At 59.8% G+C, this 17,289-nt stretch carries 14 protein-coding genes and 1 pseudogene; 7 read left to right on the top strand and 8 right to left on the bottom strand.

What is annotated here, in order from left to right; genetic code table 11:
• The first annotated feature begins 38 nt into the window (after positions 1–38).
• Positions 39–887 (top strand): formyltetrahydrofolate deformylase, encoded by an 849-nt coding sequence (gene purU, locus KVG88_RS22150; RefSeq protein WP_150703019.1) that lies wholly within the window; start codon positions 39–41, stop codon positions 885–887.
• Between the two features lie 86 nt (positions 888–973).
• Positions 974–1,147 (top strand): hypothetical protein, encoded by a 174-nt coding sequence (locus KVG88_RS22145; RefSeq protein WP_217872768.1) that lies wholly within the window; start codon positions 974–976, stop codon positions 1,145–1,147.
• Positions 1,148–1,218: 71 nt separating this feature from the next.
• Here KVG88_RS22145 and gpgF read toward each other — a convergent pair whose 3' ends face one another.
• From gpgF to KVG88_RS31430, 5 genes and pseudogenes are all read right to left on the bottom strand, one after another.
• Positions 1,219–2,214 (bottom strand): glucosaminyl phosphatidylglycerol flippase, encoded by a 996-nt coding sequence (gene gpgF / locus KVG88_RS22140; protein ID WP_217872767.1) that lies wholly within the window; start codon positions 2,212–2,214, stop codon positions 1,219–1,221.
• On the bottom strand, positions 2,211–2,987 hold the full coding sequence (gene gpgD / locus KVG88_RS22135; protein ID WP_217872766.1) for an N-acetylglucosaminyl phosphatidylglycerol deacetylase: 777 nt from the start codon (positions 2,985–2,987) through the stop codon (positions 2,211–2,213). Before gpgD ends, gpgF begins: the two co-directional genes overlap by 4 nt.
• Positions 2,980–4,101 carry an N-acetylglucosaminyl phosphatidylglycerol synthase gene (gpgS, locus tag KVG88_RS22130; RefSeq protein ID WP_150703022.1) on the bottom strand — a complete coding sequence of 374 codons (1,122 nt, stop codon included), beginning with the start codon at positions 4,099–4,101 and terminating at the stop codon, positions 2,980–2,982. Before gpgS ends, gpgD begins: the two co-directional genes overlap by 8 nt.
• A gap of 202 nt (positions 4,102–4,303) precedes the next feature.
• Positions 4,304–5,029, bottom strand: coding sequence for a methyl-accepting chemotaxis protein (locus KVG88_RS31435; protein WP_437179962.1), 726 nt, complete (start codon positions 5,027–5,029; stop codon positions 4,304–4,306).
• A gap of 132 nt (positions 5,030–5,161) precedes the next feature.
• A pseudogene (locus KVG88_RS31430) lies at positions 5,162–6,049 on the bottom strand (HAMP domain-containing protein); the annotation flags it as partial.
• A 312-nt stretch (positions 6,050–6,361) separates the two neighbouring features.
• Between KVG88_RS31430 and KVG88_RS22120 the strand changes: the two are divergent.
• Positions 6,362–7,843, top strand: coding sequence for a helicase HerA-like domain-containing protein (locus KVG88_RS22120; protein ID WP_217872764.1), 1,482 nt, complete (start codon positions 6,362–6,364; stop codon positions 7,841–7,843).
• Between the two features lie 105 nt (positions 7,844–7,948).
• Here KVG88_RS22120 and KVG88_RS22115 read toward each other — a convergent pair whose 3' ends face one another.
• On the bottom strand, positions 7,949–8,404 hold the full coding sequence (locus tag KVG88_RS22115; protein ID WP_150703025.1) for a DUF721 domain-containing protein: 456 nt from the start codon (positions 8,402–8,404) through the stop codon (positions 7,949–7,951).
• A 307-nt stretch (positions 8,405–8,711) separates the two neighbouring features.
• Here KVG88_RS22115 and secA point away from each other — a divergent pair, with 307 nt between their 5' ends.
• From secA to KVG88_RS22095, 4 genes are all read left to right on the top strand, one after another.
• Complete coding sequence (secA, locus tag KVG88_RS22110; RefSeq protein ID WP_150703026.1) at positions 8,712–11,447, top strand: preprotein translocase subunit SecA; 2,736 nt, start codon at positions 8,712–8,714, stop codon at positions 11,445–11,447.
• A gap of 120 nt (positions 11,448–11,567) precedes the next feature.
• The gene (gene argJ, locus KVG88_RS22105; RefSeq protein ID WP_217872763.1) at positions 11,568–12,785 is read left to right on the top strand and encodes a bifunctional glutamate N-acetyltransferase/amino-acid acetyltransferase ArgJ; all 1,218 of its coding nucleotides are present in this window, start codon (positions 11,568–11,570) and stop codon (positions 12,783–12,785) included.
• Between the two features lie 162 nt (positions 12,786–12,947).
• Positions 12,948–13,580 (top strand): glutathione S-transferase, encoded by a 633-nt coding sequence (locus tag KVG88_RS22100; protein ID WP_217872762.1) that lies wholly within the window; start codon positions 12,948–12,950, stop codon positions 13,578–13,580.
• Positions 13,577–14,521, top strand: a complete 945-nt coding sequence (locus tag KVG88_RS22095) for a Nudix family hydrolase (protein ID WP_217872761.1) — start codon at positions 13,577–13,579, stop codon at positions 14,519–14,521. The genes KVG88_RS22100 and KVG88_RS22095 overlap by 4 nt, the downstream gene beginning before the upstream one ends.
• A 106-nt stretch (positions 14,522–14,627) precedes the next feature.
• Here KVG88_RS22095 and KVG88_RS22090 read toward each other — a convergent pair whose 3' ends face one another.
• Together KVG88_RS22090 and KVG88_RS22085 are read right to left on the bottom strand one after the other, a co-directional pair.
• A complete protein-coding gene (locus KVG88_RS22090) occupies positions 14,628–15,209 on the bottom strand; it encodes a cob(I)yrinic acid a,c-diamide adenosyltransferase (protein ID WP_217872760.1) in 582 nt (193 codons plus the stop codon).
• 3 nt (positions 15,210–15,212) lie between these two features.
• Positions 15,213–17,249 (bottom strand): sensor histidine kinase, encoded by a 2,037-nt coding sequence (locus KVG88_RS22085; RefSeq protein WP_217872759.1) that lies wholly within the window; start codon positions 17,247–17,249, stop codon positions 15,213–15,215.
• Positions 17,250–17,289 lie beyond the last annotated feature (40 nt).

Here is a 17,289-nt window from a genome sequence, read left to right as displayed (position 1 = left end):
GAATGGCCGCCTTTGCGAAGTTCTGGAGTTTTCCCCCCATGCGCACTTTTCGGCTGGTGATTTCTTGCCCCGACCGCGTCGGCATCGTTGCTAAAGTCAGTAACTTTCTGGCGTCACATAACGGCTGGATCACTGAAGCGAGCCACCACTCTGACAATCTCAGTGGCTGGTTCTTCATGCGTCACGAGATTCGTGCCGACTCGCTGCCTTTCGGTATCGAAGCCTTGCGCGAAGCGTTTGCGCCGATTGCCGAAGAGTTCTCGATGGACTGGCGCATCACCGATACCGAGCAGAAGAAGCGCGTGGTCTTGATGGCCAGCCGCGAATCACACTGCCTCGCCGACTTGCTCCATCGCTGGCACAGCGATGAGCTGGACTGTGAAATCGCGTGTGTGATCTCCAACCACGATGACTTGCGCAGCATGGTTGAATGGCACGGCATTCCTTACTACCACGTGCCGGTTAATCCACAGGACAAGGAGCCGGCCTTCGCCGAAGTGTCGCGCCTGGTCAAACAGCACGATGCCGAAGTCGTGGTCCTTGCCCGCTACATGCAGATCCTGCCGCCGCAGTTGTGCAACGAATATGCACACAAAGTCATCAACATTCACCACAGCTTCCTGCCGTCGTTCGTCGGTGCCAAGCCGTATCACCAGGCTTCGATGCGCGGTGTGAAACTGATCGGCGCGACCTGCCACTACGTGACCGAAGAGCTGGACGCCGGCCCGATCATCGAGCAGGACGTGGTGCGTGTCAGCCACAGCGACAGCATTGAAGACATGGTGCGTTTCGGCCGTGACGTCGAGAAAATGGTGCTGGCGCGCGGTCTGCGTTATCACTTGGAAGACCGGGTGCTGGTGCACGGCAACAAGACTGTCGTGTTCTGATCAGCGCACGACACGGTTGAAATTCGAAGGGCCTGGGCGTTCAATCGCTTCAGGCCCTTCGCCGTTTCTGCACAGAGGACATGACCATGGCCGATCCACTGGACAAAGCCACTTCCAAGGCACCCGCCACGTTGGGGGAGGGCTGTTTGAGCCGCTACGACCCGGATGACATGAGCCCGGAGGATGGCACGGAGTTCCCCGGAGCAGCCGAGTTATGGGAACAGTTACAGCAAGAACCCGAAAAATCCAATGAGCCTTGAAAAGATCGCAGCCTTCGGCAGCTCCTGCATGGAATTTGAAACTGTGGGAGATGCCGAAGGCTGCGATCTTTTTATGCCTGTTTCAATTTCATCAGCTTCTTGAGCAGCGGTCGTCCAAGCATCAGCAAAAACACCGGCCCGCCGACCAGCAAGTAAAAGTAATAAGTCACTGCCCGCCAGATCAGAATCGCGGCCGCCGCCGTGGATTTCCCCACCATGGGCGCCAACAGCGCCGCTGACGTCAGCTCTGCCGCTCCGGCCCCGCCCGGTAACAGACTGAATTGCCCCGCACTCAGCGAGAGCATCTGGATCAGGAAACTCCAGGCCCATTGCAAGTCAGCGCCCAGTCCGCGCAGCGCTAAATACAACACGCTGTAGCGCAAGATCCAATGCAGGCAGGTCAAACCAAACACTGTGATCAACGTCTGAAAGGGCAGCTTCAGCGTGTCGGTAAACGCCGCCAGAAAATGCAGGAGTTTTCGCGCCCAGCGCATCCGGGTAGTGGTCTGGACATTGAGACGGGCCAGCATTCGGCCGCTCAGACGTATCAGCAGGCGGTGATACCGAGCCACCAGCACGCAACTGATCAAACCGCCAAACATCGAGACAGCACTGACGATCAACAACCACTCCATGCGCTGGCTCAGGTGCTGAAACAGCGCATAAATCAGAATCCCGATCAGCGCACAGAGAAAAAACAACAAATCACTCAACTGGTCCATGGCGAACACGGCGCTGCTTCTGGCCGGACGCACGCCGTTGCGCCCGAGCAGGGCCATGATGGTCAGCGGCCCGCCGCTGCCGCCGGGCGTGGCGCAGTAGGCAAATTCGGCGGCCATGACCACGCCGAGGCTTTTCACGGGGCTGACCTTGTGGCGCTGATCCCCCAGTAACAGGCGCAAACGCAGGGTATTCAACAGCCAGCACAACATGATCATGCCGAGCATGACCAACAATGCACTCAGCGGAAAACCGCTCAATCGCGACCAGGTTTCGCTGCCGCCCAACAACCAGGGAATCAGCACCGCCGCGAGCAGGCCGATCGCCAACAAGATCCCGCGACTCATGCGGCGCGCTCCGCGTCCTGACGTAGCAGGGCCAGCCATGCTGCCTTGGTCATCGGCGTTCGCCCGTGTTCAAGCAAGCGCTTGAGTGTTTGCAGCCAGTAGGTCCGCGAGAACTCATGGCGCATGTCCACCGGGTGCAGGCCCAACCGAATCACAGGTGCCTGGCGCCAGCGTTGTTCGCGCTGATCGCTGACGAATCTGGATACACCGCGACGCCAAGCGCTGCGCGCACTCCAGACCAGCCCGGGCGCGTCGACTGCGCTGAAGTCCGGTAGCCGGTAAAGGTGTTGTGGGTCGCTGGTGTAGCTCAAGGGCAATTGGCGTAACGCCTGTCGTGTGCCTTCACTCATCAACCAGGCTGGTGCGACAAAGCCATGCAGCGGCCAGTGGTAACGCTCAAACATGGCAATACCTTCGTGCAGACGGGCGAGGGCAGCCTCCCGGGACAGGCTGTAAAACTCCCCTTCGTGGGTGTAGATCCGGCGCATGAACCAGTCCCGCGGATTATTCGCCGGCGATCCGTCATCGCAATGAAAAAAGCCGTGCAATGCCAGTTCATCGCCACGCTCGAGTCGCTGGCAAAGCTGTTGGCGAAAATCCGGATGGGCTTCCAAGTGGTTGCGTTTGTGGAAGTCCGGCACCACTAGCCAAGTGATGGGGACGTTGCCAAGCGCATCCACGGCTTCGACAAAAGGCTGGTAATCGGCCCAGGTTTGCGGTGCGACATCGTGCAGCACCAGTAACAGGCTGGGCGTGCTCATGGGCTCAGCCATTGGCCACTCGCGGCCATTGGCTGCCGAGTACGGCGTGATAGTGGCCGAGCAAGCTGTTGACCACCGTATCCCAGGCGTAGTGCTGCTCGGCATGCCGTCGCGCCTGCCGGCCGAGAGCCGCGCTGCCTTGCGCGAACAGGTCGCGAACGGCGTTGGCCATCGCTTGCGGATCGTTCGGTGCACACAGCAGGCCGCATTGTTCAGTGACGATTTCCTGAAAGGCGCCAGCCGCCACCGCCACCACCGGAATGCCGCTGGCCATGGCTTCGAGGATCACCAGGCCGAAGGTCTCCTGGTCACCGGCATGCAGCAACGCGTCGGCGCTGGCCATCAGGCGTGCGACTTGCGTGGCGGGGCAGAACTCATCGATCACAGTGACATTACCTGGCACCGAAGTGGGCATCGACGAACCGACCAACAGCAAGTGATAACGCCGCCCCAGGCGTTTCATGCACTGCAGCAGTACCGGCAGGTTTTTTTCCTTGGAACCACGCCCGGCAAAAATCAGCAGGTGGGTGTTTTCGTCCAGACCCAGTTCGGCCCGCAGGCCCGGGTCACCGGCGTCGGGATGGAAGGTGTGCAAGTCGACGCCCAAAGGCTGGACGAACACGTTCTTCACCCCAAGGCCGGTCAGCTTGTCTGCCATGACCTGGCTGGGCGCCAGAACCCGGTCGAAGTTGCCATAGAGCTTGCTGACATAGGCTTCGACGTTGGTGGTCACCCAGTTGCCCATGCGGTTGCTCGCCAGCAGCGGCAGGTCCGAGTGATAAAAACCGATCACCGGCACATCCAGTTGCCGCCGTGCGTCCAGGGCTGCCCACGCCGTGAGGTAAGGATCGCCGACCTCGATCAGTTCGGGTTGCAGGTCGTGCAGGACGTTGCGCCAAGGGGCCAGACGCAGCGGGAATCGATAGCCCTTGCCGAAGGGCAGGGCGGGAGCCGGAACGGTATAGACGCCATTCTGTTCACTGAAAACCGCCCCGGGGATCAGCAAACTGTGGCGAGTACCGGGCCTGGTGCACAGGCGATGATGTTTGGCATCCAGATAAGTGCGCACGCCACCGCTGGCAGGGGCGTAGAACATGGTTATGTCAGCGATATGCACGATGAACATTCCTCCGGTCCGTTGCTCTCCTTGGTTGACCTTAATGAAGAATAGATGTTCGGTTGGGGTTTGGAGGGTGCGCTATCAGTGGAGGTTTGGTGGTGTTGGTCAGATCGCCATCGCCAGCAGGCTGGCTCCCACATTTGATCTGTGGCGTTCACAAATCCCCTGTGGGAGCTAGCCTGCTAGCGATTGTGCCAGTGGCAGCACCTTAGATCCTGAAACTACCCACCAACTGTTTAAGGCGCGACGCCTGCTGCTCCAGATCCGAACACGCCCGCAACGTCGATTGCAGGTTTTCCACGCCTTCCTGGTTCAGCGTATTGATTTCGGTGATGTCGACGTTGATCGACTTAACCACCGCCGTCTGTTCCTCGGTAGCGGTCGCCACCGACTGGTTCATGCTGTCGATTTCACCGATGCGCTGGGTCACGCTGCACAGGCGCTCGCCCGCCAGGTTGGCGATGTCGACGCTGTCCTGGCTGTGGCGCTGGCTGTCGCTCATGGTGCTGACCGATTCGCGGGCACCGACTTGCAGCTCCTCGATCATGGTCTGCACCTGTTGCGCCGACTCCTGGGTGCGGTGCGCGAGATTGCGCACTTCATCGGCCACCACCGCAAACCCGCGTCCGGCTTCGCCGGCCCGCGCCGCTTCGATGGCGGCATTGAGCGCCAGCAAATTGGTCTGCTGGGAAATGCTGGTGATCACTTCGAGAATCTGCCCGATGTTCACGGTCTTGCTGTTCAGCGACTCGATGTTGCGGCTCGACGCGCTGAGCATGCTCGACAGCTGATTCATCGCGACAATGCTGCGATCCACCACTTGCTGGCCATCTTCGGCCAGGCTGCGGGCGTCACTGGCCTGGTTCGACGCTTGGGCGGCGTTGCGGGCGATTTCCTGAGCGGCGGCGGCGAGCTGGTTGATCGCGGCGGCCACGCTGCTGGTGCGCGAGGCTTGCTGGTCTGAGTTGTGTATCGACGAGTTGGAAGCCGTTACCACACGCAAGGCGACTTCGTTGACCTGTTCAGTGGCCGAGGACACTTCACGGATCGACCCATGAATGCGTTCTACGAAACGGTTGAACGCGGTGCCGAGCATGCCGAACTCGTCACGGTTCTGGATGGTCAGGCGTTTGGTCAGGTCGCCCTCACCGTCGGCGATACCTTCCATCGCACGAGTCATGATGTGCAGCGGCTGGATGAGGACGCGAATCAGCACACCCAGCAGGGCGATGATAATGGCCACGGCGATGACCGTCGCAATGATCGCCGAATAACGGAATTGACTGAGCATCGAGAAGGCTTTGTCTTTATCCACCGACAGCCCGATGTACCAATTGACTGAAGAAAGCCCCTTGATCGGGGTAAATGTGACGATGTGGGTTTTGCCATCGACATTGACTTCACTGAAGTCGCTGCTGATGAACGGCGTCTCCTTCGGGTAAGCCTCGGCCAGCGATTTCATTGCCAGCGTTGTATCCGGGTGCACCAGAATCTTGCCATCGGCGCTGACGAGGAAGGCATAACCCATTCCCCCAAAGTCCAGCTCGTTGAGGGTGTCGGTGATCATTTGCAGACTCAGGTCTCCACCGACTGCGCCGATGTGTAGACCCTCTTCGAACACATTCTGGACGATGGAAACCACCAGTTTGCCGGTGCCGACATCGACATAGGGTTCGGTCAGTACCGGGGCGTTGGTGCGTTGGGCGCTCTTGTACCAATCGCGCATGCGGGGATCGAAGTCCGCTGGCATGTTGGCGTCCGGGCGGATGATAAAATTGCCCTCGCTGCTACCGAGAAATGCCGCCACAAAGGCCGTAGCCATCACATTCTGCTCGAGCAGTTGGGTGATGTTGCCCATATCCGTGTTCAGCGCGATGTTTTGGGTCAGGTTTTCGATCAGCAGGCTACGACCGTTCAGCCAAGTCTGGATGTTGTTGGCAGTCACGCTACCCATTTCTTGCAGGTAGTTATCCAGATCCTTGCGGATGGCACCGCGTTGCATATAGTCGTTGTACAACGTGAATGAGGCGAAGGTGAGAGTGACGATAAGGGCGGCAGCGAGCAGGATCTTATGGCTAAAGCGCAAATTTTTATTCATGGCTTGGAGTTCCGATAAGGTCTTAATGCCCATGGCATGCTTTTATAAATGCATGCATCGGGGCGCGGTTGAACCCATGGTGATAATTCCGTCCTCGCCCTAGCGGATTACCAACACTCGCTTTTCCTATCGGCCGTGATTGATGAAAGCTTAACCATAGGTGGCAAAATGCACGATTCATTGCAACTCGTTATCGGCGCTGATCTCGCCGGGCAGCCGATCGCTCAGGCCATGCGCCTGGCGAACCGTCACGGTTTGATCGCAGGCGCTACCGGTACCGGCAAGACCGTCACCTTGCAACGCATGGCCGAAGCCTTCAGCGATGCCGGTGTCGCGGTGTTTGCCGCGGATATCAAGGGCGATCTTTGTGGTCTGGGGGCTGCCGGCAATCCTCAAGGCAAGATTGCCGAGCGAATCGCCGGGATGTCCTGGCTTAACCACAAGCCTCAGGCTTATCCGGTGACCTTGTGGGACATTCACGGTCAGACCGGTCATCCATTACGCACAACCTTGAGCGAAATGGGGCCGTTGCTGTTGGGCAGCCTGTTGGAGCTGACAGACAGCCAGCAATCGGCGCTCTACGCGGCGTTCAAGGTCGCGGACCGTGAAGGCTTGCTGTTGCTGGACCTCAAAGACTTGAAGGCACTGCTCAATCACCTCAAGGACCACCCGGAACTGCTCGGTGATGATGCGGCGCTGATGACCACCGGTTCCAGCCAGGCGCTATTGCGGCGTCTGGCGACGCTCGAACAGCAGGGCGCCGAGGCACTGTTCGGTGAGCCGGCGTTGCAGCTTGAAGACATTTTGCAGCCGACGGTCGATGGCCGTGGGCGCATTCATTTACTGGACGCCAGTCGGCTGGTGCATGAAGCGCCGAAGGTTTATGCGACGTTCCTGTTGTGGCTGCTGGCCGAGCTGTTCGAACAATTGCCGGAGCGCGGCGATTCGGACAAACCGCTGCTGGCGCTATTTTTTGACGAAGCGCATTTGTTGTTCGCCGGCACGCCCAAGGCGTTGCAGGATCGCCTGGAACAAGTGGTGCGGCTGATTCGCTCGAAAGGCGTCGGCGTGTACTTCGTGACCCAATCGCCGGGCGACCTGCCGGACGATGTGCTGGCGCAGCTTGGCTTGCGCGTCCAGCACGGCTTGCGCGCGTTCACCGCCAAGGAGCAGAAATCCCTGCGGGCGGTGGCCGACGGTTTCCGGCCCAACCCGGCGTTCGACGCGTTGTCGGTGCTGACTGAGTTGGGAATTGGTGAGGCGCTGGTCGGCACGTTGCAGGAAAAGGGCACGCCGGAAATGGTCCAGCGCGTGCTGGTGGCGCCGCCACAGTCGCGGATCGGACCGTTGAGCGAGGCCGAACGAACGCTGCTGATCGCCGGTTCGCCGTGTAAGGGGCGTTACGACAAACCGATTGATCGCGAGTCGGCTTATGAAGTGCTGATGGGGCGCAAGGGTTTGGCGCCAGAACCCGAAGCCGCACCTGGCAAACCGGCAGAGCCGAGTTTCACCGAACAGGCTGGAGAGTTTCTCGGCACAGCGGCAGGGAAGGCGCTGAAGTCGGCGATGCAACAGGCGGCGAATCAGATAGGTCGACAATTGGTGCGCGGATTGATGGGTTCTTTATTAGGTGGCAACAAGCGTCGTTAAAAGCAAAGATCGCAGCCTGCGGCAGCGCCTACAGGGAATCGCATTTCCACGTAGGAGCTGCCGCAGGCTGCGATCTTTTGATCTTTTGATCTTTTGATCTTGTTTCTAGTTCTTGGTCTTGGCGTGCGCCGCCAATCGCTCCAGCGCCGCCCGCAGGTTCGGATCACTGATCCCGTCGGCCGTCGCCTGAATGGTCGCTGCCGCGTCATTCGACAAATCCATGGTATGCCCGGCCGCACCTTGCTGAACGGTCGGCGGCTGAACCTTGAACAGAATGCGCGTGAGGCTGGCGAATTCGTCGAACATCTGCAGTTGCCGTTGCAGGCGTTTTTGCTGGTAGCGCAGGCGAGTGGCCCAATGGCCATCCGTAACAATCAGCAGCAAACTGCCTTCGCGCCAGGACGCCACATGGCAATGCTCACGAGCGGCGGGTTGCAGTTGGCTTTCCAGCAGGCGTTGCAGATGACCCAGGCGTTGAGCGTGGCCGAGAATGGCTTTGAGCGGCTTGGCTTCGCGAAGGAGAACGGCGGGTGCTCTGGCCGTAAGAGGGCGAAATGCCATGATCAGACACCTGAAGTAACAGAGCCGCCATGGTAGCAGAAAGCACCGAATGCACTCGCCCATTGCTTTTGTGGATGCTTTACCCATTAAATCAACAACTAACTTCTTGCCTGAACGGGTTGAAGTTGAGCAAAACGCCCTTATTTTAAGTGAGCCCCGTCAAAGCGCAGTGCCAGCATCGTGGAATATCGCCACTTTCCTCAACACCGTTTCCGGGTAGAATACTCGTTCGCATGCGGCCATAAGGGCTGCACGGGCGACTCACGGGGCCGCCCTCCATCCCTTTAGTGTGGAAGATCCTGCCGATATGTTTGCGCCTTTGTTAAAGAAACTTTTTGGAAGCAAGAACGAGCGTGAAGTCAAACGCATGCTCAAGACGGTGCAACTCGTCAATGCCTTCGAAGAGCAAATGGTGGCCCTTTCGGACGATCAATTGCGTGCCAAGACAGACGAGTTCAAGGCCCGCATCGCCAAAGGGGAAACCCTCGACAAGCTGCTGCCAGAAGCCTTTGCGGTCGCCCGCGAAGCCGGTAAGCGCGTCATGGGTATGCGCCACTTCGATGTTCAGCTGATCGGCGGCATGACCTTGCATGAAGGCAAGATCGCCGAAATGCGGACCGGTGAAGGCAAGACCCTGGTGGCAACACTGGGCGTTTACCTCAACGCACTGTCCGGCAAGGGCGTGCACGTTGTGACGGTGAACGATTACCTGGCCCGTCGTGACGCCAACTGGATGCGTCCGCTGTATGAATTCCTCGGCCTGACGGTCGGCGTTGTCACGCCGTTCCAGCCGCCGGAAGAGAAGCGCGCGGCCTATTCCGCCGACATCACCTACGGCACCAACAACGAATTCGGTTTCGATTACCTGCGCGACAACATGGCGTTCAGCATGGAAGAAAAATTCCAGCGCGAACTCAATTTTGCCGTGATCGACGAAGTCGACTCCATCCTCATCGACGAAGCCCGTACCCCGCTGATCATTTCCGGTCAGGCCGAGGACAGCTCCAAGCTGTACATCGAGATCAACAAACTGATCCCGCAGCTGGAATTGCACGTCGAAGAAGTAGAAGGCGAAGTCACCAAGGCCGGCCACTACACCGTTGACGAGAAGACCCGCCAGGTCGAACTCAACGAAGCCGGTCACCAGTTCGTCGAAGAAACGCTGACCCGCATCGGCCTGCTGGCTGAAGGCGAGAGCCTGTACTCGGCACACAACCTGAGCCTGCTGACTCACGTTTACGCCGGGCTGCGTGCGCACAAACTGTTCCACCGCAACGTTGAATACATCGTGCAGGACGGTCAGGTCGTACTGGTCGACGAACACACCGGTCGCACCATGCCGGGCCGTCGCTTGTCCGAAGGCCTGCACCAGGCCATCGAAGCCAAGGAACACCTGAACATCCAGGCCGAGAGCCAGACCCTGGCATCGACCACGTTCCAGAACTACTTCCGTCTGTACAACAAACTGTCCGGCATGACCGGTACGGCCGACACCGAAGCGTTCGAGTTCCACCAGATCTATGGCCTGCAGGTCATGGTCATTCCACCGAACAAGCCGTTGGCCCGTAAGGACTACAACGACCTGGTGTTCCTGACCGCCGACGAGAAATACGCCGCGATCGTGGCCGACATCAAGGAAAGCATGGCTGCCGGCCGTCCGGTTCTGGTGGGTACCGCGACCATCGAAACCTCCGAGCACATGTCCAGCCTGCTCGTGAAGGAAGGCATCGAACACAAGGTTCTGAACGCCAAGTTCCACGAAAAGGAAGCCGAGATCATCGCCCAGGCCGGTCGCCCAGGCGCACTGACCATCGCCACCAACATGGCCGGTCGTGGTACCGACATCCTGTTGGGCGGTAACTGGGAAGTGGAAGTGGCTTCCCTGGAAAACCCGACGCCTGAGCAGATCGCCCAGATCAAGGCTGACTGGCAGAAGCGTCACCAGCAAGTGCTCGAGTCGGGCGGTTTGCAGGTGATTGCCTCCGAGCGTCACGAATCGCGCCGTATCGACAACCAGCTGCGTGGTCGTGCCGGTCGTCAGGGCGACGCCGGTTCCAGCCGTTTCTACCTGTCGCTGGAAGACAGCCTGATGCGCATCTTTGCCTCTGACCGGGTGAAGAACTTCATGAAAGCCCTGGGCATGCAGCCTGGCGAAGCGATCGAGCACCGCATGGTGACCAACGCCATCGAAAAGGCTCAGCGCAAGGTTGAAGGCCGCAACTTCGACATTCGTAAGCAACTGCTTGAATTCGACGACGTCAACAACGAACAGCGTAAAGTGATCTATCACATGCGTAACACGTTGCTGGCCGCCGACAACATCGGGGAGACCATCGCTGACTTCCGTCAGGACGTGCTCGACGCCACCGTCAGTGCGCACATTCCACCGCAGTCGTTGCCTGAGCAGTGGGACGTGGCCGGTCTGGAAGCCACCTTGCAGAGCGATTTCGGTGTAGCGTTGCCGATCCAGCAATGGCTCGACGAAGACGATCACCTGTACGAAGAAACCCTGCGCGAAAAACTGATGCAGGAACTGATCGCCGCCTACAACGAGAAAGAAGACCAGGCGGGCGCCGAAGCGCTGCGCACCTTCGAGAAGCAAATCGTTCTGCGCGTACTGGACGATCTGTGGAAAGACCACCTGTCGACCATGGACCACTTGCGTCACGGCATCCACTTGCGTGGCTATGCCCAGAAGAACCCGAAGCAGGAATACAAGCGCGAGTCGTTCACGCTGTTCTCCGAGCTGCTGGATTCGATCAAGCGCGATTCGATCCGTGTGCTGTCGCACGTTCAGGTTCGCCGCGAAGATCCGGCCGAAGAAGAAGCACGCCTGCGTCAGGAAGCCGAAGCACTGGCGGCGCGCATGCAGTTCCTGCACGAAGAGGCTCCTGGCCTGGAGCAGCCGGAAGTGTTGGGTGAAGAGGTCGATGTTGCCCTCGCCACCGCACCGGTTCGCAACGAGCAGAAGCTGGGCCGCAACGAGCTGTGCTACTGCGGTTCGGGCAAGAAGTTCAAGCATTGCCACGGGCAGATCCAGTAAAACCCGTTACAAACGCTGAAATACCCGCGCCGCGACCGGCCTGTGCCGTCGCGGCGTTTTGCCATTTAAACCACTGCTCCTGCCGAGCGGTGCTGAAATCATCTAGTTAGGAGCGCATTCATGGCTGTTGGTCTTGGTCCTTTGCCAACGTTGCACCCGGTTGCCGGTTTTGAACTCGGTATCGCCTCGGCCGGTATCAAGCGCCCGGGGCGCAAGGATGTCGTGGTCATGCGCTGTGCCGAAGGCTCCACAGTGGCGGGCGTATTCACCCTGAACGCTTTCTGCGCAGCGCCGGTGATTCTCGCCAAGCAGCGCGTGCAAGGTCCGGTGCGTTACCTGCTGACCAACACCGGCAATGCCAACGCCGGTACCGGCGAGCCAGGCCTGGCGGCTGCCGAACGCACCTGCGCCAAACTGGCCGAACTGACCGGCGTAGACGCCAGCCAGGTGCTGCCGTACTCCACCGGTGTGATCGGCGAGCCATTGCCGGTCGAGAAAATCGAAGGCGCGCTGCAAGCGGCCCTCGACGATCTGTCGGTCAACAACTGGGAAGCGGCCGCCACCGGCATCATGACCACTGACACCCTGCCAAAAGGTGCCAGCCGCCAGTTCCAGCACGACGGCGTGACCATCACCGTCACCGGCATCAGTAAAGGTGCGGGCATGATTCGTCCGAACATGGCGACCATGCTCGGCTACATCGCCACCGATGCCAAAGTCGCCCGCGACGTGCTGCAAAACCTGATGCTGGACGGCGCCAACAAGTCGTTCAACCGCATCACCATCGACGGTGACACCTCCACCAACGACTGCTGCATGCTGATCGCTACCGGTCAGGCAGCATTGCCGGAAATCACCCGCGCCGAAGGCGAGCTGTTCGCCAAGTTGAAGCAAGCGGTGTTCGAAGTGTGCATGGACGTGGCCCAGGCCATCGTGCGTGACGGCGAAGGCGCCACCAAGTTCGTGACCGTTGAAGTCAACGGTGGCGGTAATCATCAGGAATGCCTGGACGTCGGTTACACCGTGGCGCACTCGCCGTTGATCAAGACTGCACTGTTCGCCTCCGACCCGAACTGGGGCCGCATCCTGGCCGCCGTAGGCCGAGCCGGTGTGCCGAACCTCGACGTGAGCAAGATCGACGTGTTCCTCGGCGACGTGTGCATTGCCAGCCGTGGTGCGCGTGCGGCGACTTACACCGAAGCGCAGGGCGCGGCGGTGATGCAGCAAGAAGAAATCACCATCCGTATCGAGCTGGGTCGCGGTGATTGCAGCGAAACCATCTGGACCACCGACCTGTCCCACGAGTACGTGAAAATCAACGCCGAGTACCGTACTTAAGACCGTGTCGACCCCATCGCGGGCAAGCCCGCTCCCACAAGTTCAGTGGCGTATACAAAATGCTGTGTTCAACGCGATCACTGTGGGAGCGGGCTTGCCCGCGATGGCGGATGACCAGACGCTAAAGATTTTGGCCTGTCTCCCCATCAAAAGGTCCCGAACATGAGCCTGCACCTGATCATCGGCGACAAACTGCATTCTTCCTGGTCCCTGCGCGGCGCCCTGGCCCTAGATCTGGCTGGCGCTGCTTACACCGAAGAACTGATCAAGCTGAATCAGCCGGATACACGCGAGCGTTTGCTCAAGCATTCGCCAACCGCGAAAGTCCCGCTGCTGAAGACCGAACACGGCACCATCGCCGACTCCCTGGCGATTGCCGAATACCTGGCTGAACAGTATCCCGACGCGAACCTGTGGCCCAAAGACACTGCCGCCCGTGCCCAGGCGCGTTCGGCCTGTGCGCAGATGCACAGTGGTTTCTTCGCCATGCGCGGCAACATGCCGTTCGACCTGAGTCATGACGCCGCGCTGTCACCGGTTCCGGCCGATGTTCAGGCAGACGTCGAACGCATGTCGGCTTTGTGGGCCGAGTGCCGTGCCGCCGCGACCGAAACCGGCCCGTACCTGTTTGGGCGCATTACATTGGCCGATGCGTTTTTTGCGCCGATCGCCGTGCGCCTGCGCACCTATCGGGTGGAACTGTCTGCGGCTGACGAAGCCTACGTTGAAACCGTCTACCAATGGCCTGCCTTCAAGGCCTGGCAGAAGGCCGGATTGGAGGAAATCGAGCGGTGAAACGAGTCCATGTCGCCGCTGCCGTTATCCGTGATAACAGTGGCAAGATTCTGATCGCACGACGTGCCGATACCCAGCACCAGGGTGGTTTGTGGGAGTTTCCCGGTGGCAAGGTCGAGGCCGATGAATCGGTCGAGACCGCCCTGGCCCGCGAGCTGCTGGAAGAGCTGGGCATTGTGGTCAACACGGCGCGTCCGTTGATCAAGGTCCATCACGATTACCCGGACAAGCAGGTGTTGCTGGATGTCTGGGAAGTCTCGGCGTTTACCGGTGAGCCACACGGCGCCGAAGGTCAGCCATTGGCCTGGGTTAGCGCCCGTGAACTGTCGAGCTACGAATTCCCTGAGGCCAACCGCCCGATTGTCGCGGCGGCACGCTTGCCCGAGCAGTACCTGATTACCCCGGAAGACCTGGAAACCCCGGCCTTGTTGCGCGGTATCCAGAAAGCCATCGCCGGCGGTATCAAGCTGATCCAGCTACGGGCACCGAATGGTTACGATCCGAAATATCGAGACCTCGCCGTGGATGCGGCGGGGCTGTGCGCCGGCAAGGCGCAGTTGATGATCAAGGGGCCGTTCGAGTGGCTGGGCGACTTCCCGTCCGCCGGTTGGCACATCACTTCGGCGCAGTTGCGCAAATACGCGGCGGCCGGTCGGCCATTGCCGGCCTCGCGCTGGCTGGCCGCGTCCTGCCATAACGCCGAAGAGTTGGCGTTGGCTGAAGAGATGGGTGTGGACTTCGTGACCCTCTCGCCAGTGCAGCCGACGCTCACGCATCCGGAGGCTGAGCCGTTGGGTTGGGAACAGGCGTCGACGTTGATCGATGGCTTTAGCAAACCGGTGTTTTTGCTGGGCGGTGTTGGCCCGGCGGAAGTTCAGAAGGCTTGGGCGGCAGGTGCCCAAGGTGTGGCGGGGATTCGGGCTTTTTGGCCTGAGGCCTGATTCTGCTGGCCACATCGCCAGCAGGCTGGCTCCCACAGGTTTTGTGTGCGCCACACATTCACTGTGGGAGCTAGCCTGCTAGCGATGAGGGCCTGACAGGCGCCGACTAAACCTCAGGCTTCGCCGCTGCTTGCCAAAGAATCTCCGCAACCCCCTGACGCTTGGCAATCAACCTCGCCGCCACAAACAACAAATCCGACAACCGATTGATGTAAGCCAGGCCAACCCCGGCCAATGGCTCAATCGCATTCAACTGCTGGCAACGCCGCTCGGCACTGCGCGCCAGGCTGCGGCAGACATGGGCTTGGGCAATCAGTGCCGAGCCGCCCGGCAGAATGAAATTCTCCAGTGGCCCCAACTCTTCATTCCACACATCGATTGCCGCTTCCAGGCGCTCGATTTCGGCCGCGTTCAACGCCTGATATTCCGGCATCGCCAGTTCGCCACCAAGGTCGAACAGCCGATGCTGACAGGGCGCCAGCACCTCGATCACTTCCTTTAGCCCAGGATACTCGGCACTTTCCGCGGCGAGCCCGGCCAGCAAAACACCGACCTGACTGTTCAGCGAATCGACCTCGCCAATCGCCTCGATCCGCGGATGATCCTTGGGGACTCGGCGCCCATCACCCAGCCCGGTTTCGCCTTTGTCGCCGGTGCGGGTGTAAATCTTCGACAAGCGAAAGCCCATGGTTTACCTCGAAAGCTGATTGAATTCTTGAGAGACGAGCGGGGTGCCCGCCAATGGCAGGCGCAAGGTGAAGCAGGTGCCCTGGCCCAGGGTCGACTGCACCTCCATCTGCCCTTTATGGTTGTTGGTGATGATGAAGTACGAAACCGACAGCCCAAGACCGGTGCCCTGGCCGATTTCCTTGGTGGTGAAAAACGGTTCGAAGGTCCGCTTGCGCACGCTTTCGCTCATGCCGATGCCATTGTCCTCGACTTGTATCTCCGCCCACGGCGGATTGAGCCGCGTACGCAAAATGATCCGCCCCGGCTCGCTGTCGTCTTCACGCAGGTGAATCGCCTGGGCCGCGTTCTTCAGCAGGTTGAGCAGCACTTGCTCCAGTTCGTTGGCGGTACCCGGCACCGGGCCAAGCGCGGGATCGAACTGGCGGATGATGGCCTGGCCCTTGAAATCGAAACCGATAGCCAGGTCGAAGTCGTTACCGGCGATTTCCACCGCCTGATCGATCAGGGCCGGCAGATCGCACGGCGCCATTTGCCGGGTACTGCGGCGGCTGAAGCTGAGCATGTGAGTGACAATCTTCGCCGCTCGGGCTCCGGCTTGCTGGATGCCGTCGAGTAGCTGCGGCACTTCCCGGGCTTGCAGGTATTGATTGACGGTCGATAGCTCGACGCCGATGTGTTCGGCCTGCTCGAGGTTCTTCGGCAGTTCGGGGGACAGGCGTCGGCGAATGTTCTGTACGTTGTGCAGGATCGCGCCGAGCGGATTATTGATCTCATGGGCCATACCGGCGGCGAGGCCACCGACGGAAAGCATTTTTTCCGATTGCACCATCATTTCTTCAAGAGACAGGCGTTGGGTGATGTCGTCGATCCGGATCACCACGCCACGCCCGGCGCCACCCATCAATGGATAGAACGTCAGGGCATAGTGCCGGGGCTCGTCATCCTTGAACCAGGTCACACGCTCGATCTTGGCCACGGTGTGTTGCTCGACCGTTTGCTTGAGTTGCGGCAAAAACGGCTTAAGCGGCTCGAAGGCGAGGAAGATCGGCTGATTCAAGGCTTCATCCAGCCGCGTACCGGACAGAGCGCTGGCTTCCTGATTCCACTGGGTCACGTAAAGCTGTTCGTCGAGGGCGATCAGCGCCGACGGCATGGAGTCGATGATGCTGTTGAGGTAGTTCTGGAACCCGGTGAGCTTCTTCTCGATCTTGCTGCGCACCTGGACTTCAAGCTCCAGTTTGCGGTTGGTGTGACGGGTTTCCTCCGCCAGGCCTTGAGCCTGGTCATAAGCCGCCTGGGAGTCGTCGCGGGCGCGTTTGAGCTGCTGCTCCCGCGCCTCGATGCGTGACAGCATCGTATTGAATGCCTCAGCGAGGCTGCCAATTTCATCGTGGTTGCCCCGGGACGCACGCAGTGCGTAGTTCTCTTCACGGGTCACTTGCCGCGACAACTCTTCGAGCTGATGGATCGGCCGGGTAATCAGGCGTTTGATCTGCCGGGCGATGATCAACCACAGCAGCACACTGAAGATCAGGATCCCGAGACTGGCTGTGAGAGTCCCGGTGTAAAACGCCATCGGCAATTCACTGCTGGCCACCAGCAGCAGATGGCCCGGTGCGGCACCAGGGCGGGGCAGGGTGATGATTTGATTGCTGCGAAACTCGGTGGCTTGCCACGATTCGATGTGCCGGTAACGTTCCGGCAATTTCAAGTGATCACCATGCTGCAACTGCGCCAGGCGTTCGCCCCGGCCGTCGTACAGTGCAGCGGCACGCAGCGGCGAGTAGCTGTTCAGTTCGTCGAGCAGGCGTTGGGCGCTTTGTGGTGAAGTCAGCGCTTCGGAGATCAGGCTCGGGTTCGACACCAGGCGGCCGATGGTCTGCAAGGCCTGGGGCGCCATGCTTTCCTGGGAGATGTAATACGCGGCGCTGATGAAGGTCAGGTTGGCGACCAGCAGAACAGTGGTCAACAGCACCAACAGGGCGGCCAGAAGTTTCTGGCCGACCGGCAGGTTTTCGAGGCGCTGGCGCAATGGCATCAGGTTTATCGCTGCAAAGGAACAAGTGGCCAGCGTAGCC

The sequence above is a fragment of the Pseudomonas azerbaijanoccidentalis genome, from assembly GCF_019145495.1.
In the GTDB taxonomy this organism is placed as follows: Bacteria; Pseudomonadota; Gammaproteobacteria; order Pseudomonadales; family Pseudomonadaceae; genus Aquipseudomonas; species Aquipseudomonas azerbaijanoccidentalis.
The sequence above is the reverse complement of the archived record's forward strand: the minus strand, read 5'-3'. Positions and strand labels throughout refer to the sequence as shown.